The sequence below is a fragment of the Sebaldella termitidis ATCC 33386 genome (genome assembly GCF_000024405.1).
Taxonomy (GTDB): domain Bacteria; phylum Fusobacteriota; class Fusobacteriia; order Fusobacteriales; family Leptotrichiaceae; genus Sebaldella; species Sebaldella termitidis.
This window is the reverse complement of sequence record NC_013517.1, coordinates 334,033-359,418: the sequence shown is the minus strand read 5'-3', so window position 1 is coordinate 359,418 and position 25,386 is coordinate 334,033. Positions and strand designations below refer to the sequence as shown.

Annotated in this window: 14 protein-coding genes; 4 read left to right on the top strand and 10 right to left on the bottom strand. The window is 35.2% G+C overall.

The features are described 5' to 3' along the window. Positions 1 to 289: 289 nt before the first annotated feature. The 8 genes from STERM_RS01600 to STERM_RS01565 form a co-directional block, all read right to left on the bottom strand. Positions 290 to 6,709: an autotransporter domain-containing protein gene (locus tag STERM_RS01600; protein WP_012859802.1), complete on the bottom strand. Its 6,420-nt coding sequence runs from the start codon at positions 6,707 to 6,709 to the stop codon at positions 290 to 292. A gap of 672 nt (positions 6,710 to 7,381) precedes the next feature. Next, the gene (locus STERM_RS01595; protein ID WP_012859801.1) at positions 7,382 to 8,371 is read right to left on the bottom strand and encodes an alpha/beta hydrolase; all 990 of its coding nucleotides are present in this window, start codon (positions 8,369 to 8,371) and stop codon (positions 7,382 to 7,384) included. A gap of 410 nt (positions 8,372 to 8,781) precedes the next feature. Further along, on the bottom strand, positions 8,782 to 17,052 hold the full coding sequence (locus tag STERM_RS01590) for an autotransporter domain-containing protein (protein ID WP_012859800.1): 8,271 nt from the start codon (positions 17,050 to 17,052) through the stop codon (positions 8,782 to 8,784). A gap of 12 nt (positions 17,053 to 17,064) precedes the next feature. Then, positions 17,065 to 17,331 carry a hypothetical protein gene (locus STERM_RS01585; RefSeq protein WP_012859799.1) on the bottom strand — a complete coding sequence of 89 codons (267 nt, stop codon included), beginning with the start codon at positions 17,329 to 17,331 and terminating at the stop codon, positions 17,065 to 17,067. 16 nt (positions 17,332 to 17,347) lie between these two features. Next, a complete protein-coding gene (locus STERM_RS01580; protein ID WP_012859798.1) occupies positions 17,348 to 17,626 on the bottom strand; it encodes a hypothetical protein in 279 nt (92 codons plus the stop codon). A gap of 8 nt (positions 17,627 to 17,634) precedes the next feature. Beyond that, the gene (locus STERM_RS01575) at positions 17,635 to 17,841 is read right to left on the bottom strand and encodes a hypothetical protein (protein ID WP_012859797.1); all 207 of its coding nucleotides are present in this window, start codon (positions 17,839 to 17,841) and stop codon (positions 17,635 to 17,637) included. Between the two features lie 409 nt (positions 17,842 to 18,250). Then, the gene (locus STERM_RS01570; RefSeq protein ID WP_012859796.1) at positions 18,251 to 18,928 is read right to left on the bottom strand and encodes a YoaK family protein; all 678 of its coding nucleotides are present in this window, start codon (positions 18,926 to 18,928) and stop codon (positions 18,251 to 18,253) included. Between the two features lie 250 nt (positions 18,929 to 19,178). Next, positions 19,179 to 19,382 carry a hypothetical protein gene (locus tag STERM_RS01565; protein ID WP_012859795.1) on the bottom strand — a complete coding sequence of 68 codons (204 nt, stop codon included), beginning with the start codon at positions 19,380 to 19,382 and terminating at the stop codon, positions 19,179 to 19,181. Positions 19,383 to 19,765: 383 nt separating this feature from the next. On the opposite strand from STERM_RS01565, the gene STERM_RS01560 reads away from it, so the two are divergent. The 4 genes from STERM_RS01560 to STERM_RS01545 all read left to right on the top strand — a co-directional run bounded on the left by STERM_RS01560 (position 19,766) and on the right by STERM_RS01545 (position 22,951). Further along, entirely contained in the window at positions 19,766 to 20,473 is a 708-nt protein-coding gene (locus STERM_RS01560; protein WP_012859794.1) for a histidine phosphatase family protein, read from the top strand. A 219-nt stretch (positions 20,474 to 20,692) separates the two neighbouring features. Continuing rightward, complete coding sequence (locus STERM_RS20970) at positions 20,693 to 21,100, top strand: MarR family winged helix-turn-helix transcriptional regulator (protein ID WP_012859793.1); 408 nt, start codon at positions 20,693 to 20,695, stop codon at positions 21,098 to 21,100. Positions 21,101 to 21,210: 110 nt separating this feature from the next. Next, positions 21,211 to 21,993, top strand: a complete 783-nt coding sequence (locus STERM_RS01550; protein ID WP_012859792.1) for an EFR1 family ferrodoxin — start codon at positions 21,211 to 21,213, stop codon at positions 21,991 to 21,993. A 139-nt stretch (positions 21,994 to 22,132) separates the two neighbouring features. Then, the gene (locus STERM_RS01545) at positions 22,133 to 22,951 is read left to right on the top strand and encodes an alpha/beta fold hydrolase (RefSeq protein WP_012859791.1); all 819 of its coding nucleotides are present in this window, start codon (positions 22,133 to 22,135) and stop codon (positions 22,949 to 22,951) included. A 324-nt stretch (positions 22,952 to 23,275) separates the two neighbouring features. Here the strand turns inward: STERM_RS01545 and STERM_RS01540 are convergent, their stop codons facing one another. Both STERM_RS01540 and STERM_RS01535 read right to left on the bottom strand, forming a co-directional pair. Further along, entirely contained in the window at positions 23,276 to 23,635 is a 360-nt protein-coding gene (locus STERM_RS01540; protein ID WP_012859790.1) for a VOC family protein, read from the bottom strand. Positions 23,636 to 23,797: 162 nt separating this feature from the next. Then, complete coding sequence (locus STERM_RS01535) at positions 23,798 to 25,384, bottom strand: glycoside hydrolase family 57 protein (protein ID WP_012859789.1); 1,587 nt, start codon at positions 25,382 to 25,384, stop codon at positions 23,798 to 23,800. Positions 25,385 to 25,386: the final 2 nt, after the last annotated feature.

The following is a 25,386-nucleotide window of genomic DNA, read 5'->3' as shown; positions in this document are numbered from 1 at the left end:
ATAAAAATGTTTGATTTTTAGATTTTGCCTCAAAAAAAATAGAGTAACAATTCTAATCCTATTGATAATATTCTACCATAAAACACACTAAAGTCAAGTAAGAATAATAAAAAATACACTTGTACTCTCTCAGAGACTTTAAAGTCAGGCTTCGCCTCCTGTGATCCTGCCGCTCTGTTTTTCTTATTCTGTTATTAAGTAAATTTAAAACCTCCGGAAAAATATTTTTTTGCTACCCGGAGGTTTTTTTATTTTATAAATTTTACTATATTATTTATTTATAATTCTTTTAGAATACTGCTTTAAGTATTAATCCGGTTCTATAATCATCTTCTTTGTCATTTCCTGTTGAGTATTCACCGGTTAAAAACAATCCATATCTGTCTTCTACAGCTATTCCCAGCATTCCTTTTGTTCTGAAAATTCCTTTTTCATCCTGCGGCTTTGCAAGTTTGTGATAACCGCTTTCTATCGCTGTTAATCTTGCTTTTTCTCTTTCATTCAGATCTGCAAGCTCGTATTCATAAGCAAAATCCAAAGTTCCCTTTAGCTGCCAGACTGCTTTGCTTCCCAGCGGCAGTGAACCTGACAGTTCCAGTCCTGCTCTCGGCTTTACACTCCACGCATCATTTCCTTCTACCTCAAGAGATTCCAGACCGCTTTCGCTGAATGTCGGTCTTGTTACATACATTGCCCTGAATGCGCCATATGGCATTATACTTGTTTTTTTACCAATCTCAAATTTCTTTCCAAGTATATTATCACTTGTTATGCTGTATGTTTCATATGTCCCGTTCATTTCCGATTTTCCAAGCGATGATCCCCAGTCAATATTTCTGTCCACATTATGGAAGCTTACTCTTCCTGTAAGATCATTTCTCAGTTCCCAGCCGCCTGCTCTGTATTTATTATGTGCTCCGACCTGAATTGTATCTGCTTTCTCTTCGCTTTCATTACCATCTTTAAATTCAAATCCTGTATGCAGATATCCCAATGAATAACCAAATGTATGTCTGTATGTACGTTCGACCTCTCTTAATGCCAGAACTCCTGCTGTTGTATAATCATACGGCGTAACTCCGTCTGTTTCTTCTTTATTTTTCCCTTTTCCGCCTATAATATTTATTTTTACATTTTCTTTTGTATTATTAGGTGATTCATGTAAAGTAAGCATTGAATTTTCCAATGTTCTGGCTATATCATTTTCTCTTTGATTCATATTTGCGTACACATTTCCTGCGAGACTTCCCATTATCTGTCTGAAATCTTCTTCTGTTTCAATATAACCTGTTTTATTGTAAATTTTCATTGCATCTCCTCTAGAACCAAGGAAATTTTTCTCAAGAGCGTTTCCAAAATCCTCAAACCATAATCCGTCAGTAAATTCCGTAAAGCTTTTTCTTTCCATATATACATTTGCTCCTGTACCTGTTGCTTCAGGAGTTGCTTCCCATAATAACGATCCGCTTACAAATTCGTAATTTCCGCCGGAAGCCACTACTGCATTTTCTATCTTATATACATTAGCATTAGTTCCGTCTGCAAATCCGGGAAGTACAACTATAGGCTTGCTTGTAGTAAGAGTATCAGCTATTATCGAAGTTCCGTTAGCTGTAAACTGCGGACCTGAAGATAACGACTGATAAACTACAGTTTCAGGGTTTACCTTTATTGCCAGAGATATTCCGTCTGCAGCCAGTGCACCGTCTGAGTAAATTATACCTCCGTTTACTATACTCGGTATTTTGTAAGTTTCTCCCGCCACACCTGATATAACGGCATTTGATCCCAGAAGTAATGTCCCGTTATTTTCAAAAGTCGAACCTGCCCCTAATAAAAATGCCGTACTTTTGTCACCTGTTGCTCCTGTCATATCAATTGTCCCGTTATTTACAGAATGAGAATTTATGTTGGCAAACATTCCGGATACATTATTACCAGACATTATTATATCTCCGTTATTTATTATTGTTCCGTTCTTATTAGCCACCATTCCTATCGAATCATCGCCTGTCATTGTTATTGTAGTACCAAGATTATTTTCCACTACCCCGTTATCTACAAATAAACCAACAGCACCTTTTCCTGTTCCAGTTATATTGCCTTTATTTACCACTGCTGCCGGGTTATTTCTGGTATACAGCCCTATTCCGTTCTCTCCTACAGTTATATTGCCTGTGTTATTTATATAAGAACCGTCGCCGTATATTCCCACTGCATAGCCGCTTTTGTCATAATCCACTGTTCCGTCTGACTTATATACAAGTACTGAATTTCCTACATTTATAGTTCCTATATTATTAATCGTACCGTTTTTGTTATATATTCCTATATTGGATTTTCCAGCAGCACCGTTTATATCTGCATCATTATTTACAATACCGCCCGAAACCATATAAATACCTATATTATTATCACCTGACATGTTTATATCGGCTCCTGTATAGTTATTTACAGTGTTTAATCCGTCAGAATACACTCCTGTCCCTTTTCCGTTTAATGACAGTATCCCGTGATTGTCCAGAAGAGATCCAGTTTCCAGTATAAAGCCGTATCCTCCGTTATTTATATTAACTGCGTTTGTACTGTTATTAGTTATATGTGTTCCGTTAGTTCCGTATACACCTACTGATTCATTAGAACCCACTGTTATATTGCTTCCGGCTCCCAGAGTTACTGTCCCGCCTTTTGTATATATACCAGTTCCTGTTGCTCCGACTGACAGTATGTTATTTTGATTTACTGCTGCGCCTTCTGCATATATCCCTATTGAATTTTTCCCGGTATCTATAGTTCCGGAGTTTGTTATTATATCCCCTGCAGTATTAGAATATATTCCTATGCCCGGATCATTCAAATCAGATGAATCTCCTATTTTTATAATATTGTTATTTGAAATAGAATTAACAGCACCAGTTTTATAAATTCCCACTGATTTATCGCCGGATAAATCTATTATACCGGTATTTATCACGGGATTTGTTACATTATCCGCAAAAATACCAACTGTACTTATTCCCAAACTTAATATTGATCCTCCGTTATCTATTGTATCTCCATTCTTAAGATACAGTCCCTGTGAATTATTACCAATTGTTATTGTTCCTGTATTCTTAATACTTGCAAGCGCTCCGTCCGTATATATTCCGGCAGAATCATCTCCTACTGTTATTATATGAGTATTTTCAAATCTTGCATCATTTTTTCCGTATAAGCCTACAGAGCTGTTTCCTAATATAATTTGCCCGTCATTCTTTCCGTCTACTCCCGGTGTAATAGGAGCTCCGCCAGTATACTGCCCGTCCAGTGCCACAGCTACCACACCTGTTGCTCCGGCTTCTGCTTTTATATCTGAAGTCCCGTTTAAATAAATATTAGTATTTCTTCCGTTTAACATTGTTCCGTTTGTAGCCAGCCTTGCATCTGAAGCATAAGTCATTTTTCCGTTAGTCAGACTTCCGAGCGTGTAATTAGAACCGGCTGTAACTGTCCCCACTGTTATTCCGCTGAAATCTACAGCCGGACTGTTTGAATTTATATTAAACAAAGTAACATTCTGACCATCTATATTTATTGTCCCGTTTCCTGTAAAAGAAGAGCTGTTTCCTTCTATATAGTATCCCAGAGCATTATCACCGTTCAAATTTATTGTAAAATTGTTTAAAGTAATATTACTGTTATTTGCATACATCCCGATCCCGTTGCTTCCAACAGTTATTACCCCTCGAGCCTGAACATTATCAATCTGATTCGCATATACACCTATTGCACTGTCACTGGCTCCGAGATTTATAACTGACCCTGTGCCAAATATCAGATTATTCCCTGTTGTTCCTGCGTTATTATTGGCATATATTCCCACTGTTCCTGCTGTCCCCGCGTTGGAAACTATAGAAGTATTATTCGTTATATTTACTTTCTGATCTCCGTATGATGCAGGAGATAAAATATTCTGATTTGAAATCCCGTATATTCCTACACCTTTATTTCCTATCGTAATACTACCCGAATTTATAACCGCTGTTCCGTTTTCGCCATACATTCCCACACTGTCAGTCCCTGTAACGTTTATTGCTGTATTATTATTAAGAGTTCCGTAATTAGAATACATCCCGACTGATGATGCACCACTAAGCTGTATAGTTCCGCCATTAGTCAGCGTTACCAATGCATTGGAAGCAGCACCCGTGTAAGAAGTCTGCCCCATTGCAAGCTGACCGCTTCCGCTGCCTTGTATAGTACTCCCTGTTATCAGATTAAGATTCGAAGAATAAAAACTATTTTTATTAAGTGCGTCGTTAGGATTATCCAGATCAAAGACCTGATTTCCGCCTACATTATCAATATTAATAGTTCCTCTGTTTATTGTTACATCTTTATAATTCCCTGATGAAGGATCTATATTTAATCCTGCCATAGAAGCTGTCGGCAGAGCTCCTATCGAGTATGTCCCCGGACTGTCAAGCAGGAATACCGTAGAGCCGTCCTCCATTTTCAAATTAAGATTATTCAAATTCACATAAGAGGTCGGAATCATTGACAGAGGTCCGTCTACATAAAAAGCAGTTCCTCCGTCTTTTACCGTTGCTGATGAAGAATTTACAAATGTTATTGTAGAATTTGAAGGTGTAGAGGAAGAATAAAATAATATTCCTCCGGCAGATGCTTCTGCTGTAATATTCTCAAGCTTAATATCAGAGCCGTTATATGAGAAAAAGCCTATTCCGCTGTTAGCCACTTTTACTGCCGTATTTTTTATTGTATTAGTGGTATTTTGATTAGCAAACACTCCTGTTGCTTTTCTTCCGTCCACACTTATTACTTTCGTTCCGCCGCCGTCATTTGTAAATTTTGCACCCTGTGACAGCAAAATCCCTATAGTTCCTTCAGCGTTGCTTCCTGTTGATTTTACATATATATTCCCTTTATTTACAAATGAGGGAGCTATCTGGTGAAAAATTCCCGCACTTAATTTTGATGTATTATTAACATCCAGTGTTATATCCCCGGTATTTTCAATACTTCCGGCACTGGCCGAATTATTATAAGTTATTATTCCGTAAGAATTTTCTCCCGATATATTAATTTCAGCAGAATTATTTATAGTCTGAGTACCCGGAATATTCGTTATAATTCCCATTGAATTTGATTCCAGATTTATTTCACCGTCGGAAATATTTACTATTACATTTGGAAATGCGTTAAGACTCATGTTTATAGCTTTACTATACTGTCCTCCAGTATTAGTAGATCCGTAAACATTTATTGTTCCCACTTTTAATGTTGAACTGTTAAAAATATTTTCCGAATTCCCTGTTAACGTCAGCTCAATACCCACAGAATTTTCTCTCACATTCATAATTCCGCCGCCTGAAGCATCATAAACACCGGTAGAATAATCCTGCAGATAACCGAGAGCATTTGTCAGATCTATTGTCCCGTTATTTATAACCGTATGCTGCCCGAGGGCTGTAGAAGTCAAATGTCCGAAATGGTGTGCCATAACAGTACTTGAATAACTTAAACTTGAATTTCCAATTATGTTTATTGTTCCGTTGTTTTCTACTCTCATCGGATTAGGATCCGCCGGAGAGGAATTCCACATAGAATATAAAGCCTTTGTTCCGCCGTCATTATTTACATAATTTATGGTTCCATTATTTTTCAAGTTTATATTCCCGTAAAAAAACAGACTTTGTGTAGCACCTGAACCTGAAACATACTCTATATCAAGTATATTATTATTTATAAAATCCAAATAACCAGCTGTACTATTGTTTGAATGAAATCCTCCCAGCCCTGAACCGCTGGATTTCACAGTCATTGTTGAATCATTGGTAATGGAAGCCCCTGTTATAGTAGTCGGTCCGCTATTACTCACAATTACTCCCGTATTTCCGTTAATATCTATATTTCCTGTAAAATTTAAAGTTTCATTATTTGTCGTAAATGTATATAAACTGCTGTATGGTGCAGAATCTATGGCGTAAGTACCACCGGTTATGGTTCCTACTCCTGTCGTAAATTGTGAATTAGTCGAATAAATCTGATTCGGATTTATGATAATTCCCGAACTTCCAAGTCCTGTAGGCGGAACAGGAGCAGTCGGTACTTCTATACCGCTGAGATTTAAAAGAACTACATTAGGGTTAGGCGCCGGTACTGTTTTCTGACTTGGAGCCACTACAGTGACTGTTTTAGGATTTATAGTCAGATTCAAAGGATCACGGCTGATTCCGCTGATTGGTATATTTACCCCCAGATTTATTTCCTTGGGTGTCTGCAGCGGCTGGTATGGTTTTCCTAAAGTTCCTCCTTTATTCCCACTGGTAACCACATAATTTCCGCTGGTATCATAATATCCTGTTACTTTTGAACTGTACTTTGCATTATCGGAACTGTTATCTACACCCTTTCCATATTCTTCATAACCTCCCGAAAAGAATACCTGCCATTCAAGATATTCCGGCTTTATGATATAATCACTCTGTATGTACAAATCTTTCAGCTCTTTGTTTTTTTTATTAAGTACCTGCTCTATTATCTGGTAATTTTTACTGTTAGATTTATTCTGATCAAGATTTTTTATCATATTATTATACATTCTGTCGTATTTTGACGGCGCCGAAGCTCCCGAAGCCTCTATACCGGTTGATAATACCGCATTTAATGCCATAAATGATACTAATAATTTTTTGTTCGTTTTCATTGTTCCTCCCTATTTTTCCATAAATCTTTTCTGTCTTAAATAATAAAAAACTTTTTAGATGTTATTTTAATTAAGACAGCCTTCCCCATACTTTAATTATAAAAACTTTCTGACTATTCTCTCAAATATACCACAAACTCTTTATAATTTAGCTAAATTCGAAATTACTTTACCTTATCTCCTCTCATTGAAATTATTTTCACAATAAAATCAGCATACTAATTTTATTGATTTTATACTATCTCTTATATTTTAATAAAAACAACTCGTAAAGTCAATTCTATTTTACATTGTCAAAGCATAAACCGACTCTTAATATTTTATAATTCAAAATAAAAAATACTGAATAATCATAATTAACTGATTCAGTATTTTCATATAAGTTCATTTAAAATTTTAACAGTATAAAATCATGCTTCACAACCATGCCATTCTTGAATTTCATGCCAGGAAAGTTTCCACCTAATATTTTATTTTTTAGACTAGAAAAAATAAAGAATATTTTTTCAAAGAAGATAAGAAATACTTTGATTTTTTTGTTTTAAATTATAGATACTGCAAAAAAATTTCTTTAAATATAAAAAATAGAGACTGTACCAAAATTTTTCATTTTGATACAGCCCTTCTATACCGTATTCTATAATTTCTTATGAAAATTACAAAATCAGTTTCTTATTTAAGATATTTCTTCAGCATTGCTGCCGAAAGCAAAACCAGACTTTGAACAGGAGCAAGTTCTGCAAACCCGTTCAACAGACCCCAGTCATGAATAACACCATTAAAACGTACTGTCGAAACATAAACTCCGGCTTCATCCAGATGTCGTCCCAATGTTTCTCCGTCATCTCTCAAAATATCATTTTCCGCTACCTCTATCAATGTAGGCGGAAGCCCTTTCAGCTGGTCTTTTTCAGCAAGCACCGGCGAAACAAAAAAATCTTTATGATCTTCCGGTGTTCGTATATAATTATCTCTCATCCATTCCATCAGCGGAGTAGTCAAAAATCTCTGTTCCCCGTATTCAATATATGAATCTGCATCAGTCGAAGCATTGGAATACGGCCACATCAATACCTGACATTTAATTTCCGGCCCGTTATTTTGTTTAGCTCTCATGGAAGTCGCAATAGTCATGTTTCCTCCGACACTGTTTCCGATAATGGCAAGCTTTTTCCCGTCAACATTTATCTGATCTCCATTTTCAGCGACCCATTTTGTAACGGCATAAATTTCATCAAGTGCCTGCGGAAACTTTGCTTCCGGAGATCTTGTATAATTTACAAATACACTTACAAATCCTGATTCTACCACAATATCACGCACCAGACGTCTGTGTGTTGGATAATCTCCCAATACCCATCCGCCTCCGTGCAAAAATATGAAAACAGGCAGTTTTTCTTTCGCACCTTTTGGTCTTGTGATGTTTATGACAATTTTGAAGCCGTCTGTTTCAATGGTTTTTTCTTCTTCATCAATACCTGATAAATCTACATTCACAGAAGACTGAGCACCTTCAAGAACCTTTCGTGCTTCTGCAGGCGGCAATGATTCTACCGGTGTATCTCCTGAATTTAAAACCTTCAGATATTCTTTTGTTCCAGTGTTTAAATGATCATCAGACAGATAATCAGGTCTCTTCTTCACATTATTTCCATTTGCCATTTATCCTACCTCCAAAATTTAGTTTTGTTGAGCATTTAAAATATTTTAAAGAAATATAGGCTCAAAAAAAATAAATTAAAAATGACCCGATTATTCACACTAAATTACACATATCTGCATCCTGTTAATATTATAATTAATTATAACAGCCTTCTTTTTTGATTATACAACTATTATTTCAAAAATACAATTTTTTTATAAATTACTTAACAAAATCAGGTCTTTTAGAACCTGATTTTCTATTCTCATTCCATAATAAATATAGTATTAAGATAATCCGAATTTCAAATTTTCATATTCATACTTTCTGTGGTTTTCTTCTGCTTTAATTCTCTAATAAGAAAAAGAATGTTTCCGGAGTGAACATACCAGGTTTTTTCCGGAAACACTCTGCTTTCTATTTTTATTAATTAAAATACTGCCTTTAAAGTTACTCCTGCTCTGTAATCATCTTCTTTATCATTTCCTGTTGAATATTCTCCTGTCAGGAATATTCCGTATCTGTCCTCTACCTCTACTCCTATTGCTGCTCTTGTTCTGAATGTTCCTTTTTCATCTTCTGGTTTTGATAATTTATGATAGCCGTCTTCTATTGCTATCAGTCTTGCTTTTTCTCTTTCATTAAGGTCTGCAAGCTCATATTCGTATGCAAGATCAAGAGCTCCTTTTAACTGCCAGTTAGCTCCTAAAGGTAGTGCACCTTTCAGCTCCACCCCTGCTCTCGGCTTCGCACTCCATGCATCATTTCCTTCCACCTCAAGAGCTTCCAGTCCGCTTTCATTAAATGCAGGTCTTGTTACATACATAGCCTTAAAGGCTCCGTACGGCATTATACTTGCTTTTTTGCCTAATCCGAATTCTTTTCCGAGTATATTGTCACTTGTTATACTGTATGTTTCATATGTCCCGTCCATTTCAGATCTGCTGTTAGGACTCGGCCAGTCTATATTTCTGTCCACATTATGGATACTTGCTCTTCCTGTCAGATCATTTACTACTTTCCATCCATTTGATCTATACTTGTTATGTACTCCCAGCTGGATTGTATCCACCCATTCTTCACTTTCATTTCCGTCTTTGAATTCAAAGCCTGTATGCAGATATCCAAGTGAATACCCGAATGTGTGTCTGTAAGTTCTTTCCACTTCTCTTAATGCCAGTACTCCTGTTGTTGTATAATCATAACCTGTTACTCCGTCAGTTTCTTCTTTATTTTTACCTTTTCCGCCTATCAGACTTACTTTTATATTTTCTTTTGTATTATTTGATGAATCCTGCAATATATGAAGTGATTCTTCAAATGCTTTTGCTATGTCATATTCTCTCTGATTTATATTGGCATATACATTTCCTGCCATACTTGCCATTATATGTCTGAAATCTGCTTCATTTGTTATGTAGTTAATCTTATCAAATATCTTTCTGCCTTCTCCTGTTGTAACAGCATATTTTTCATTTAATATTTTTCCAAAATCCTCAAACCATAATCCATCTGTAAAATCCATGTATGGTTTTCTTGTCATTATCAGATTGCTTCCCTGAGCTGTTGCATCCCATGTCAGTGACTGCGATATATATTCTCCTTTTCCTGTTGCTCCTTTGAATATATTCTCAAATACATATCTGTCTGCTGCTGTTCCTACTGCAAAATCAGGAGCTACTTCAAGTTTATTCGGTATTGTCCCGCCGAATCCTACCTGGCTTGATGAATTAGTAGTAGGTGTATTTGTAGATGGATCTATTGTTACTATTACTCTTATTCCGTCATAATTAAAATTTCCGCCTACATTTATATTTATTATGCCCGAATTTACCACTGTAGGCATATCAGGAAGATCATACTGCTTTGATGTATAACCCTGTGTTGTACCTGTCGTATCTGTTACATTACTTAATTCCACCGTCGGAGTATAAGAGATACCCAGACCTGTTCCTGTAATGTTTATAATTCCGTTATTCACAAGTTTTGTATCATCTCCTGCCAGATATATTCCTGTTACATCATTTCCGCTTACATTTATTACCGAGCCTGAATGATTATATATTTGGGCTCCGTTCTGTCCCACTATTCCCATTACATTATCACCAGTCATATTAATCGTTCCATAATTATTTACTATTGCATAATCAGCTGCAAATATACCTTTTGCATCATTTCCGAAACCATTTATTATTCCATAGTTTTCCGCTGTATATCCCGAACCTTTTACATAAATTCCTATTCCTTCTTTTCCTACCTGAATAGTATTTCCTGCATTATTTGTTATATTGGAATCTTCTCCGTATATTCCCACTGAATAGCCTGTCTTATATTTCACACCGCCTGCATCTGTATGTTCTACAAGATTGGAATCTCCCAAAATTATATCTGCATTGTTTATTATATTGGCTCCTTTTGCGTATACTCCAATGTTTGATACTCCGGAATTACCTATTATATCCATATTATTCGTGAAAGACCCTCCATTTTTCAAATAATATCCTATATTATCAGAGCCTGTCATTGTTAATATTCCGCTGTTATCTGCTGATAATGCCGAATCCGAAAATACAAATATACTGTTATTTCCTATCACAGCTGACTGATTATTTATAAATGTCGGTGCTGTTGCTCCTGTAAACACAAATCCATATGACCCGTCTCCTACAGATACTGTCGAGTTATTTGTTACTATGCCTGTCTGATTTACTGCATATACTCCCACAGCATCATTCTGACCGGTTATTATTGATGATCCGGCATTTAAAGTTATCGTTCCTCCTTCGGAATATATTCCTGTTCCGCCGTTTCCTGCTGTTATTGCTCCGCTGTTTGTTACATTTCCGTTTAGGTTATATAACCCTATTGAATTATCCCCTACATTTACAGAACCTGTAGCCGAATTTGTAATACTGCTCCCTGCATGATCTGCATATATTCCCACACCTGGCTGTGTCTGGCTTGATGAATTACCTATATTTATTATTCCTGTATTTGCTACATTATTTTCTCCTGTTGTATATATTCCTATTGACTGGTCCCCGCTTAAGTCTATTTTATTACTGTTTGTTACAGTTGCTGACCCCGCCAAATTATTTTCCGAATATATTCCTACAGCTTTCAACCCTGTACTGTTTATTTCGGCTGTTCCTGTATTGGAAATACTTACTCCGTCTTTAAGGAATAATCCTGTCGATTCCTGTCCCACAGTTATTATTCCGTTATTATTTACCAGATATGAGCCTGTTCCTTCAGCATACATTCCTACTGAATTATTAGTTATTGTTATTATTCCTTCATTTCTTCCACGGGCTCCTCCTGTCAGATACATTCCTGCTGATGAATCTCCCAGTGCTATTACACCTAAATTCGTCCCTTCTTCATACACTGTTATTGCAGATCCCGACACCACATGTCCTGGAACTGGAATTGAAGCATGCTGTCCGCTCAACACCATTCCCGATACATTTGTCCCTGTTGAATTTATATTTGAAGCAGTTCCAAATAACGCAACTGTTCCTATTCCATTTATCAATGACCCGTTTGAACCTAATGTAGCAGATGTATTATTATAGAAATCTCCTCCTACCATATTTCCTACTACATATGTAGAACCCGGTGTTGAAGTTACCGTAAACGGTGTTGTCAGGTTTATGCTTGAACTCGCATCTGTTATCATCAATGTTATATTCTGACCGTTTACTGCTATACTTCCTCCCAGATTAGTGAAAACACTCCCGTTAGTCAGATAATAGCCTATTGCATTATCACCGTTTAATGATATCGTTCCGCCGTTTATTGTACCCGTACTTCCGCTTGCATATATTCCTACTCCGTCTTTTCCCACTGTTATATTACCATCTATACTTAAAGTAGAATTTACTGCATACACTCCGATTCCTGCTTCTCCGCTGGATACATCTATATTGGATGCTGAACCTAATGTTACCGTTGAACCTAGGGCTCCAGTATCATTAGCAAATATTCCGTATCCTCCGTGCGTCGTTCCTGTGGAAATTATATTTCCGTTGTTATTTATTATTATCTTTCCGTCACCATATAATTCTGCTCCTGATAAATAATTAACTCCATAAATTCCCACACTTTTATTTCCTATATTTATTGTTCCGGTATTAGTCGATACAGCACTGTTTGCACCATAAATTCCCACTGATTCTTCACCAGTTACTTTTATTATATTTGTATTTGTAATATCTCCAAAATCAGCAAGCATTCCTGTGGAATTATTTCCTGATAAATCAATTGTGTTATTATTATTTACTGTTATTCTTGCTCTGTCTGCTGCCGCTGCTCCTGTTCCGTAGTTTACCTGTCCTACTCCCAGCTGTCCCGTTCCTGTTCCTGATATAGCAGAATTTACATCCACACTTGAATTTATAAAATCGGACTTATTATAACTGTCTGTTGTACTGTCCAGATTTACAATCTGATCTACTACTAAATGTCCTTTTGTTATTGAAAACGGTGTATAATTAGGATTACTTGATGCTGATATTTTTACATTTGGTGTTATTGTTGACCCCGGTGCATAGGCTGTCCCCAGTGAACTTAAAAGTATAGTTCCCGGAGAATCCAGTATTGCCAGCTTTGATGTAGGATCTTTCAGATTTATCTCAAGTGTTCCAGAACCTGCTACAAGTCCTGACAGATATGTGTTTAATGCTCCTGTTGATGAAAAAGCCATTCCTCCGGCTTCTATATCCACTGCTATATTTCCTGTTACATTTATAGTTCCCGAACCGCTGTTATTTAAAGCAAAAATACCGCCATTCTCTACTATTGATTTATATGTCCCAGACAGGTTTATTGTTGTCCCGTCTGCATAAAGACCTATAGCTCCATTTCCTGTTTTTATTGTTCCCCCTGATAATGAAGCTGTACTTGTAGCGTAAAGACCTGCCCCGTTTTTGGAATATACTTCTATATTTCCACCTGTCATGTTAAATGTTCCGGAATTATACACTCCTACCTGATCCTCATTAGTTCCTAATGCTGTCAGATAGATATTCCCTGAATTATTTCCTATTCCATGATTTCCTATATACATTCCTATCGCTTTATCTGCTGAAGTAGCCAGTGACTGTATTGTTCCTGTATTTGTTACTGTCCCTGTATTTGCTGCCGAAACTCCGAGTGCATACATTCCTGTTACATTATCACCCAGTGATATTGTCCCCGTATTTGCTCCGGAAGCAGTGTTTCCCGCAGACGCTTCCACGTATATTCCTATCCCTGAAGTAACATTATCCACGTTAATAGACGCACCGCTGCTCATTGACGAATTTTTCAGATAAATTCCTGTTCCTGCTCCTCCGGAAATATCTATACTTTCTGTTATTGATGTTGCTGTACTCTCATCTCCGTATATTCCCACCGAAGTTCCGCCAAGAGACTCCACTTTTATTATTCCTGCACTTGTCAGGTCTGTCTTTTTCAAATATGCGCCTATTATTGTTCCTGTTCCTTTCAGATCTATATTTGAAGCTGATGTCAGATTAACCGATGAATCTGCCAATGTCAGCGCATTATTTGCATATATACCGAAAGCATCTCCAGTCACCCCGCCACTTACTGTCTTTATATCTTTTTGGTTTTCAATATTTATTTTTCTGTTTCCGTAAGCTGCTGCTGTACTTCCAAAATCATTTTTACCGTACATTCCTACAGATCCTGCTCCTAATTCTATTAATCCCTGATTCAAAGATTCAGAACCGTTAGCAATATACATTCCTACAGAATTTGTACCTAATTTTATAGTTCCGGTTCCGCTGTTTGTCATAGTTATATAATCTCCTGCCAAACCAGTGGAATTTGCTCCTGAAAGTAAAATATTTCCGTTATTTATTATCTTTCTGTCAGTCGGAGTTATGCTTCCGCTTTTATTTTTCTGAGCAACTGCTACTTGACCTGCTTGAGTTCCTACAACATTTATACTACTTGCAACTGTTATATCAGAATTGATAAACTGTATTTTTCCATATGCTCCTGTATCTAAATTTGATTCCGCTGTATTATCAAGTGTTAAATTAAAACCATTCATTACATAGTCATTATATCCAGTTCCGACAAAACTAAAGAACCCTGTAGTTAAACTTGGTAATCCGGCAAAACTATTTATGCTTGCAGTGCCTCCAGGTGAATCTATATACATTATATTTGATCCTGGATCCATATTAGCTGTCATATTTCCTGCACCTATAAAGGCTGACTTTATTGCTGTTGCTAAGCTTGTAATTCCAGATAATGAAGTAACTTTTGCATAAAGAAGCATTCCTCCTGCTTCCACTTTTAAAGTAGACGGAGCTGTTATATTATATTTCCCTGTTACTGTTCCGCCATTAACATGATTATAGAAAGCTAAACCGCCAGCTTTTGCAGTTATTATATTTGATCCTGATACGTTTATTGTAGCATTATCTCCGGAATAGAGTCCTATCCCTCCATTTTCAGCAGTTATACTTCCGCCGCTTACAGTAGTATTTGATGTAGTACCTGAAGCATAAACACCTATTGAATTTTCTCCCTTTGAAGTGATTGTCCCACTAGACATTGTAAAAGTTCCCGAGTTATTCACTCCTAACGTTTCTTTTCCATTAAGAGTTATAGTTCCGCTATTTACCCCTGAAGCTCCTCCTAAAACTGCTATTCCTTGTGACTTTTCTTCTGTTACGACTACAGTTCCCTTATTTTCAAGAGATCCGCCTCCTGATGCCAGTAATCCTATTGATGTTTTTGCTCCTGTATCCAAAGTCATAGTTCTCAATGTATTGTTAATAATAGAAGTTCCTGCTCCATTTGCTTGTAATACTACATTATTTCCTAAACCTTTATTTATTGTTATATTTCTATCTAATGTTATATTTCCATTATCTGATCTTAAAAGTACACTTTTTGTCGCATTTGCTCCAAAATCAAGGGTTTGAATATGAGTTCCTGTAAAAACCATATTTCCTGTTTGAGCATAATCACTTCTTCTTAATACTCCAATTCCCTCAGATCCATTTACAGATATATTTAGGTTAGAGATATTACCTATCAGATTACTTCCCATTTGTTTAGATAGTGATAACCCAACATTTTTCGTTCCCTGAACCACTATTCCACCTTTACCCTGATTTGTTCCGTCTATACTGGCATATCGATAATATGTCGGATCAGCAGTAAATACATTTGCTACCCTTATACCATAATTTTCAGACCCGTCAACCAATATATATCCCGGCCTTACCGTTACTCTTGGATTAGCTGACCCTATACTAGCATTGTTCAAATACTGCCCAAAATCAACACCTATGCTCTGGGTACTTTTTATATCAATTGTTCCTTTATTTATTGTGTAAGACATTAAAGGAGACTGGGTTCCTTCTGAATCTATCATTATAGCAATCATATTTTGACCACTATTTAAAGTGATAGTCCCGGAATTTAGTAATGTTGAATAACCTGTCAGCATTGATGCAGTATTCCCGCCGCCATCTCCATATAACAACTGATGCTCAAATCCCAATGTCATGTAATTTAATGTTGGATTTGTGTGGTTCATAGTTAGGTTCCCTTTAAATTCCACCGTTTTTCCTGCTGGTGCAACAACTTCATATGGATTATAACTTAAAAACATTGTAGTTGTTCTTGTTGATCCTGTATTTGTAAATGTCCAATCTCCTTCAATAGTATAATCGTAATTATCAACATAATTAAATACTGCATTTGGACTACCATTAGATGCATACGAAGCAGCACTGGTTTGCCAAGTATTCCAAGGTGCAGTTGGATATGCAGTATTCCCATATTGTATTCTTCCATTCCAAGTTCCAGCCGCGCCACCTGTTACTATTGTTACTCCTCCAGGATCTAAAGTTTTAGCACTTACATTTTCTATCATTGGAGTGCTATTAGGATGAAATGCCGGAGATGGTGATTGACCAAAACCACTTGGTATAAAAGTCAGTGTTGGCGGAGTAAATGTTGATGGAACAATAATAGTCGGTGTTACAGGAGAAAAACTGCTTACTACTACTGTGCTTATCGTTGGTGCTGCTATAGTTACAGGCGTTGGAGGTGTTGGAGTTAATATTGTCGGTATTGAAAAAGAGGCCAGCGGCGGTAATACGGGATTAATAGCTGCTATCGAAGGGCTTCCTGGTGTAATAGGTGTTACTAAAGGCATTGACGGTTTTCCTACACCAAGAGATATTGGCTGTCTGTTTGGCTCTCTTACCTGTATCCCTATTCCCAAATCTATTTCTTTCGGCTGTTGTAATGATTGATGCGGTTTTCCTGCCAGTCCGTTTATACTTCCGCTTGTTACTATATAATTGCCGTTTGTATCATAATAACCTGTTACCTTTGAGTGATATCTTGCATTTTCTTGGGAATTATCTCTTCCTTCGCTGTATTCATCATAAAACCCTGTAAAAAATACCTGCCATTCCAGATATTCAGGCTTTACTATATAATTTCCCTGTAGATACAAATCTTTTAATTCCTTATTTTTCTGATTTAATATTTTCTCTATTGTTTGGTAGGTTTTTTCATTTGAACTGCCTTTTTCCATATTTTTTACTATACTGTTGTACATTCGCTCATATCTTGCGGACTGTACCGTTTCCGCCTGTGTGTAAGATGTTAGTATCGCATTCAGTGCTAGAAATGATACTAATAATTTCTTATTTCTTTTCATTATTCCTCCCTGTTATCTTATATTATTTGCTGCTTTGTACTGCTCTATTCTGAATAATAAATCTTCTATTTCCTGTATTTCATTTACTTTTTTATCTATCTGTTTATCTACTTTTATAAGCTCTTTTTCCAGTCTTTGACCGCTGTTCAGATGTTTTCTCAGATTTGTCCACTTTCCTCTTGCACCTTCCCTTAATTCTCTTTTATATTCATAAGTCGGCGCTGAATAAAGCATCGTTCCCATTACTGTCAAAAATATCAAGATTATTGTTTTTTTCATTTTTCCTCCCTAAGTGCTACCTTCTTCTCATTCTGTTAATTTCTTCCGGCATCAGTTCCTCTTCCTCTGCTTTTACTCTGTCCAGTATTGTATACCAGTACCCTCTTTTTTCAGGAAGCTTTACATATACTGACTCCTGAGCTCTTCTCAAAGCTTTTTCATATGAAGAATAAACTCCGTCCTGATCATAGTCCTTTGTTATACTTTCTTCCACTGATCTGTCTACGTTTACTTCCTCGCCAAAAGCCATCAATGACAGTGTTAACAGTGAAAAAATCAAAATCATCCTTTTCATTCTGCCTCCTATTTTCTGGATTTGTTAAGGTATTTCAGTACCTTGTTATATTCTGTTTTATGCCATGCTACATCTTTCTTGGCTCTATAGCTTTCTATTTTATCGGCTTTCTCCATTTGTGCATTCATATCAGGTATCTCAGGAGTTTTTTCGTTCTTTTTGGCTGCCAGTGAAAAACACCCAATAATAGACATCAAAATTATAATCTTTTTCATTAAACCTCCCTTCCAAAATAACAATCTCTATATATGTATTTAAATATTCGCATTTGTTGAATTTTACGAATGAAAAATAGACATATAAAGCCTTGAATATTAGTCGGACAAATTATTATTTTTATATTTTATTTATATTAAAATTGACTTTAAAGAATTATTTTAGTACAATATTTATATAAATATATTCGTAAAATTCAACAAGTGCGAATTTTATTTTAACTTTTTCTATTTTCTACTAATAATTTTTCTATTTTAAAATTTTTGGCTTTTTATTCTCGACTTTTAATTGACAGACATTATCAATGCTGTAAATTACTTTATACTAGAAACTAAAAAAGAATAACATCATTTTACTGACATTATTCTTCACATTGTTCCTTTAAATTATATCTCAAAATTTATAATTTTACATTTCATCTCTAAACATCACAGCAAATACTGTTATTAAAATACCGCAGCATACAAATAATGCTTTTTCACGCAGTATTTCCGTAAAAAGAGCTCCGATTACTGCTCCGATTATAAAAAACAGTATTAATCCGTAATAAATCATATATTTTTCTTTTGCCTCACTGTCTTTCTGCACTATATATTTATACAGCTGCTCTGTTCCGCTTCTCAAATTGCCTGTACACATTGTGGTTGCAGACAAATTACCGTTTACTTTCCGGAAGCTCTGAACCTGAAGCGAACATATAAATGAAATTGCTATATTTACAACAACATTATAGTTTCCCTGAGGTACAAAGACCGAGAAAAACAATACGAGAATTTCTATAAGAATGACAATCTGTCTCCAGTGTATTCTTTTCTTGTCTTTAAGTTTTGCCCTGATAAATTCGGCGGCTAAAATTCCCAGAACAAAAGCCGAAACCGGAAAAAGATAAAAAACAGCTTCTCCCCATTTTGCTTCTACGAGTTTAAGTCCTAAAAGAACTATATTCCCTGTCTGCGCATTTGCGAATACATTTCCTCTTATAACAAAAGTATAGGCATCTGTAAATCCCCCTGCCATACTTAATAATATTCCTATTCGAAAAGTATCCGAGGTCTGTTTGTATTTTTTGAATTTTTTTTCAAACATCTGTATTCCTCCAATTATGCAATTTCAGGCTTTTATAAATTCCTAAAAATATTTTAGCAGAATATATATAAAAAAGCTAGATAACACATCCAGCTTTCTTTGGTGCTTCACATATTAATCTGCTCTCATATTTTCCTCAAATAATGTGTTAAATATTGTTTCTTTTGATATCATTGATATCCCTCCATTTATTTATATCAATAATATAACACAACATTTTAATTTAAGCAATACTTTTATTAAAATTAAGTTATTTTTTGTTTCTTTCATTTATCAATAAATTATCTATGTATTCTGATTTATTTTTTATATTCTCATTCAGCCATTTCAAATTTTCAGGACTAATTCTGATACTTAATGTTACTTTTTTATTTTCTTTTGATTTCTCCGGTCTTCCGGCATTTGGATTTTTAAATCCCGGCTTTCTTCCACTCTTTCCTTTTACTCCTGACATATTCCCCTCCAATATTTTTCCTTGATTATAACATTTTATATATATTATGTAAAAAAATGAAAACTCATTCCTCAAAGCATTAGCTTTTCTTACATTTCGAGATACTGCTTAAGTGCTTTTCACCCTTATAATTCTGATCCCATCCCTGTTTTATCATTTTTGCAAGTAAAATTTTAAATAACTGTAAAACCATACAACAATAACATCAAGGAAATCCCTCCCCCATAATATACAGTACTAAATCCTGTCCCATTCAGAATTTCCTGTTGCAATCTCACGGAAAATGAGGTAAAAATTATTAAGAAAATATACTGCCGGACTGTTTTTCTGGAATATATTCCATCAGTCTGCCAAATAAATTTTTCTAATACAGGGAGGAAGATATGGAAAAATCAGAATGTCAAAACGAACCAATATTTCTTTATATTGTAAGGCACGGAAAAACTGTCTCTAATCTGGAAGCTAAAGTACACGGCTGGACTGACAGCCCTCTCAGCGAGCTCGGAATATCACAGGCGAAAAAAGTTGGTGAAGGTATAAAGGACATTGTTTTTAATACCGCTTATTCCAGTGATATCAAAAGGGCTGCCGATACTGCCGGATTCATTCTTAGTGCCAATAAAAATGAAAAACCCGTGCTGCAGGAAGTATTCGGTCTCAGAGAATGGAATTACGGAGGCTATGAAGGAATTGACGAAGTAAATATGTGGGTTCCTTTATTTGAGGAAAAAAATATGGAATTCAGGCTTGACCGTTCAAACTGGGAAGAATTCACGGCTCTTACCACTGACAGGGAAATTGCTGATTCAATTGCCCGAAATGATCCTGCAAAAACAGCTGAAAATTATGATGATATCCTAAAACGTGCTAAAGAAGGCGTTGACTTCCTTATTAAGGATACTGCTGAAAAAGGGGGAGGAAATGCTCTTGTTGTTTCACATGGAAACATAATACCGACTATTTTACATTTGTATATTCCGGATGAATATAACGGAGAAACTGTTCCAAACTGCAGTCTCACAATCCTAAAAATAGAAAACGGAAAATTTTCCCTTGAAAAAGTAGGAGATACCTCTTTTATAGATAACTAATCATAATAAAAAATCCATGTATATAGCTTTTATAACCTGCTTTTTATATGGATTTTTTTATTTTCACTTTTTTTAAAATATATAGTTATTATTGCTATATCCAGTCATAAACAATACGATCCTCTAAATAATTTTCTATTTTTCTGTTGACATTACCATAAATCTATAATATAATTAGTTCAATGAATTAACTATTTTTGTAAAAACAGGTGAATAATTATGAAACTTGCAGATATTATTGAAATTCTTTCCAAAAGATTTTTAAACTATAAAATACATGAGCTGGAAAAATATAACGCAGAAAATATTAATGTAAATTTCTTTCAGTATATTGATGTCATCGGCGATATGGAGTCTCCTACTTACGGAGAGCTGGCCCAGAAATTAAATTTGAGCAAGCCTGCAATAACTGCTATTGTAAATAAATTAATAAAACAGAATCTTGTTTATAAAGAGCAGTCCATGACAGATAAGCGTACATTTTATATAAAGCTTACCAAAAATGGTCTGAAAATTTTTAACAGCTGTCGTCTGGCACATAATGATCTTGAAAAATATATTGCGGAAAAACTCACAGAAGAGGAATACAAACAGCTTGTACATTTATTATGTCTGGTTATTGAGTAAAAATGAAAATTTTTTATTCAAAATTTATAAAAATAGTTAATTCACAGAACTAACTATTGTATTGAATAAATATTTGATACAGTTAAAATTTATTTTATAAGGAGAAAAATATGGGAAAAAATCTAATTTTTTATTTTTCAGGCACAGGAAATAATCTCAAAGTAGCAAAAACTATATCAGAAAATATTTCAAACGCGGAAATCATTCCGATGGGGAGCAGTCACATTTATGAATTTGAAGGAAGCTATGAAAGTATAGGTTTTGTATATCCTGTATATTTTGCAGGTCTTCCTGCCAAAGTCGCTGACTATATTTCAAAATTAATACTGCCGGAAGATAAAGACATCTATTATTATACGGTTAATACATGCGGCAGCATTATAGGCAATGGATTCGTACAGTTAAAGGAGCTTCTGGAGCAGAAAGGCGTTCACCTTGACTATTCAGCAAAATTAAAAATGTTCTCAAACTATGTAGTTATGTATAATATGAAAGAAAATGTAAAGGAAATAACTGAAAAATCTGCTAAAGACCTTATTCCTATTATCGAAAACATTAAAAATAAGTATAAAAACAAAACCGGAAATAAAAATCCGCTGTTAGAATGGTGGTATCACAAAGAGATGAAGGCCGTTCCTGCCAAGGATAAATTTTTCAATGTCTCGGATGACTGTATTTCCTGCGGAATATGTGTAAAAGTCTGTCCGGTGGAAAATATAAAACTGGAAGGTAAAAAGCCTGAGTTTTTACATCATTGCGAACAATGTACTGCATGTATACAGTATTGTCCTAAAAAGGCTGTTAATTTTAAAAATAAAACTCAAAAAAGAAGACGATACACTTATCCTGATATAAGCTGGAAAGTGCTTTCAGAAAGCAATAAAAGCTTTTAATTTAAAATTTAAATATTATATCAAAAAATATACTGATATAGTTCTGATTTTTAGGTAAAAACAACAGTAAGATTTGATTTTACGGCTTTTTTCCTCTATAATATATAATTAATAAAGTTTTTTTTAATATGGAGGAAATATGGAATATAAAATAAAGGATCTGAATATTCATTACGAGATCTGCGGTGAAGGCAAACCCGTTATCTGTATACACGGTTATACAGTAGATCATCATCTTATGAAAAGCTGTCTTGAACCTGTGTTTCAAGAGGAGAAAATACAATATAAACGAATTTATATTGATCTACCGGGAATGGGGCAGACAAAAGCCGTACCTTGGATAAAAAATGCAGACATAATGCTGGAAGTTCTTCTGGAATTTATTAACTATATCACTGACGGAGAAAGCTTTTTGCTTGCTGCCGAATCATACGGCTGTTATCTTTCTATGGGAATACTGAAAAAGCTGCAGCATCAGACAGATGGAGTATTTTTTCTGTGTCCGTGCATTATTTCAGATTATAATGAAAGAAATCTTCCCTCTTTTACTGTTGTTTTTTCAGAAAAAATTACTGATTCCGGAGATTTTGAGAATGAAATCAAGGAATTCAACGAAATGGCTGTTATAAGTACAGATGAAACATGGGCAGACTATAGGACTAATATACTTCCGTCAATTAAAATCGCCGATCAGGATTTTCTTGCCCGTTATAGGGAGAATGGATATGGCTTTTCTTTTGAAAACGACTTTGAAAGTCTTACATATAATAAACCTTCTGCTATAATCACTGGAAGACAGGATGACAGTGTCGGTTACAAAGATATGTTTAAACTGCTTGATAATTTTCCTCGTGCTGGTTTTTCCATACTTGACGGGGCAGGGCATAACCTGCAGATAGAACAGCCCGAACTGTTCAGGGAATATTTCAGAAACTGGCTGAAAAGAACACGTTATTAATATTTTTATCCTGCTTATATTCAAAACAGCTGATACTTATCTAAAGAAAATATTTATATTAAGCCGGCTGTAAATATATCAAAATCTAAATAACCTTTTTTTATAACTAAAATATCAGAAGCAGACAGGAAAGCTCGATATTATTTTCCTGAAGCTTCTGATATAATAGTTATTTTTTTATACACCAGATTTGTAAAATGATATTTTCCAGAAAATGAATCTGCTTCTATTCATATTTTCCTGTTTTTATTTTTCAGATTTCTGTCATTTAAAATATTAATGCTGTTAGATTTCTTCTTTTGTCAGTCAGATACCTGCCGAAATTTACTTTTGAACACCTGAATAATCAGTTATTCCCAGTCTGTTTCCAAAGGGATCACAGAATTCTGCTGCCATTCCTGTTTTTATTTTAAAAGGCTCCGAGAGAAATTCCACTCCTTTTTTCAATAGTTTTTCATATTCTTCCATGACATTATCCACGGTAAACCAGATTGTAGGCTTCATATCAGCATATATTTTTCTGTCTTTCAGGATTATTGCAGGTTCTTCTTTTCCTACATTAAAAGCTGTCATTCCGATATTTTCAAATTTAAACTTTATTGATAATCCCAAAATTTCTGAATAATATTCCTCTGCGACTTCCATATCATCAGCCGGAAGAAAAAAATTATCGTAACTTTTCATAAAAACACCTCTTTTCATTTATTATTAGTCTATTACACAAAACCTGACAACTGTTTGTCATAATATAAAAAAGAACCATAAGAAATTTTGCACTGATTTTCTGCAATATCTCCTTGGTTCTATTTATAATGTAATTGTAATTCTTTAAATTAATCCAGATATTTACAGTCTCTCACTCTTATATATACTATAATTCATTGTAGGAAATATATTATCTCTGCTCTCTATTTCACAAAGCCATTCTTCTTCGAGAGTCTTTCCCTTAAAATCTTCATAAATCTTATATAATCTGTTTATGTGATCGCTTATTTTCTTTTTGGCATATCCTACCATTGTTTCAGTATACATAATAAACTCCCAGCACGAAGTCTGAGCCATGAGAAGCTCGCGTGCAGCCTGATTTAATGCTCTTTCTTCCAGTTCAGTTTCAGGATCACGTCCGTTTGCCAGCTCTATCATTTTTTGTGCTGCCTTGTGGAGATGTCTGTATACATAGTCATTTCTTTCATCAAGCCATACATCATAATATCCGTTTGCACCCCAGCTTGAAAGATTTACATCAACTATCTGGTTAACCTTATATTTATCTAAATATCTTGATGGTGTTATACTCTTAAAATCTGAGTCTTTCATATATCTAAAGACCCATTCCAGAAACACAGGTCCCTCAAACCACCAGTGACCGTATAATTCTGCATCATAAGGCGATACCACTATAGGTTCTCTCGTTCTCATAAGGGATTTCAGATATCCAATCTGCTTTGACCTGTTGTTTACAAAGTCACGTGCATGCTCTTTAGCTCTGTCATGTGCAGCGCCGGGATTATACACTCTTTTCTCCCCGCTGTTCTTGTCAGTAATAGCATAATATTTTATGCCTATATTTCTTCTTACCCCGTCACTGTGCAGAAATGGTTTTACATAGTCATAATCCAGCTCATATCCTGCATCCTTATGAAATTCTCTGTAGGCTCCGTCACCTGGATAACCTATTTCGGAACTCCATACCTGTTCTGAAGACTCCAGATCCCGTGCAAAAGCAGCTACACCGTTAGCCGTATAAACAGGAGCATATACTCCGTACAAAGGCTTTGGAGAACTGAACATTATACCATGAGCATCTACTATAAAATATTTCAAATTATTTTTTTCAAGATACTTATCCTGTCCGGGATAATAAGCACACTCAGAAAGCCATATTCCTTTCGGATCTCTTCCGTAATTATTTTTATAGTCTTCTTTTGCCATTAATATCTGTGCATTTACTGCTTCGGGAAAGTCTTTCATAAATGGAAGGAAGCCGTGAGTGGCAGCTACGGGTATAATCTCCAGATTTCCATTATCCTGAAACTTTTTAAATGCTTTTATCAAATCCCCGTTATATCTCAGAAATGTTTCTTTTGCCCTTTTAAAAAAGCTTAAGTTGAATTTAGCTACATTCAGGAGTTCCTCTTGATCTTTCAGCCTTTCCACTTCAAGCCTGCATAATTCCAGCGACTTATTAAGACTTACTTCATATCTTGATCTTAAGAGTTCGTCATTTAACATGTTTGCCAGAGTACCAGACATAGTCATTGTAATACTCCAGGGAATTTTATCCCTTGTAAGGTTTTCAAACATATTTAATAAAGGAATATAAGTTTCACTTATTGCTTCATAAAGCCAGTCTTCTTCTAAAAATTCTTCATATTCTGGATGCCTAACATAAGGCAGATGAGCGTGAAGAATCATACTAAAATATCCTCTCATAC

Excerpts from the sequence above, each read along its gene's own strand:
- STERM_RS01590 (WP_012859800.1), bottom strand. The coding sequence starts at position 17,052 with ATGAAAAGAAATAAGAAATTATTAGTATCATTTCTAGCACTGAATGCG.
- STERM_RS01535 (WP_012859789.1), bottom strand. The coding sequence starts at position 25,384 with ATGAGAGGATATTTTAGTATGATTCTTCACGCTCATCTGCCTTATGTT.
- STERM_RS01595 (WP_012859801.1), bottom strand. The coding sequence starts at position 8,371 with ATGGCAAATGGAAATAATGTGAAGAAGAGACCTGATTATCTGTCTGAT.
- STERM_RS01550 (WP_012859792.1), top strand. The coding sequence starts at position 21,211 with ATGGGAAAAAATCTAATTTTTTATTTTTCAGGCACAGGAAATAATCTC.
- STERM_RS01575 (WP_012859797.1), bottom strand. The coding sequence starts at position 17,841 with ATGAAAAAGATTATAATTTTGATGTCTATTATTGGGTGTTTTTCACTG.
- STERM_RS01545 (WP_012859791.1), top strand. The coding sequence starts at position 22,133 with ATGGAATATAAAATAAAGGATCTGAATATTCATTACGAGATCTGCGGT.
- STERM_RS20970 (WP_012859793.1), top strand. The coding sequence starts at position 20,693 with ATGAAACTTGCAGATATTATTGAAATTCTTTCCAAAAGATTTTTAAAC.
- STERM_RS01565 (WP_012859795.1), bottom strand. The coding sequence starts at position 19,382 with ATGTCAGGAGTAAAAGGAAAGAGTGGAAGAAAGCCGGGATTTAAAAAT.
- STERM_RS01570 (WP_012859796.1), bottom strand. The coding sequence starts at position 18,928 with ATGTTTGAAAAAAAATTCAAAAAATACAAACAGACCTCGGATACTTTT.
- STERM_RS01540 (WP_012859790.1), bottom strand. The coding sequence starts at position 23,635 with ATGAAAAGTTACGATAATTTTTTTCTTCCGGCTGATGATATGGAAGTC.
- STERM_RS01580 (WP_012859798.1), bottom strand. The coding sequence starts at position 17,626 with ATGAAAAGGATGATTTTGATTTTTTCACTGTTAACACTGTCATTGATG.
- STERM_RS01560 (WP_012859794.1), top strand. The coding sequence starts at position 19,766 with ATGGAAAAATCAGAATGTCAAAACGAACCAATATTTCTTTATATTGTA.
- STERM_RS01585 (WP_012859799.1), bottom strand. The coding sequence starts at position 17,331 with ATGAAAAAAACAATAATCTTGATATTTTTGACAGTAATGGGAACGATG.
- STERM_RS01600 (WP_012859802.1), bottom strand. The coding sequence starts at position 6,709 with ATGAAAACGAACAAAAAATTATTAGTATCATTTATGGCATTAAATGCG.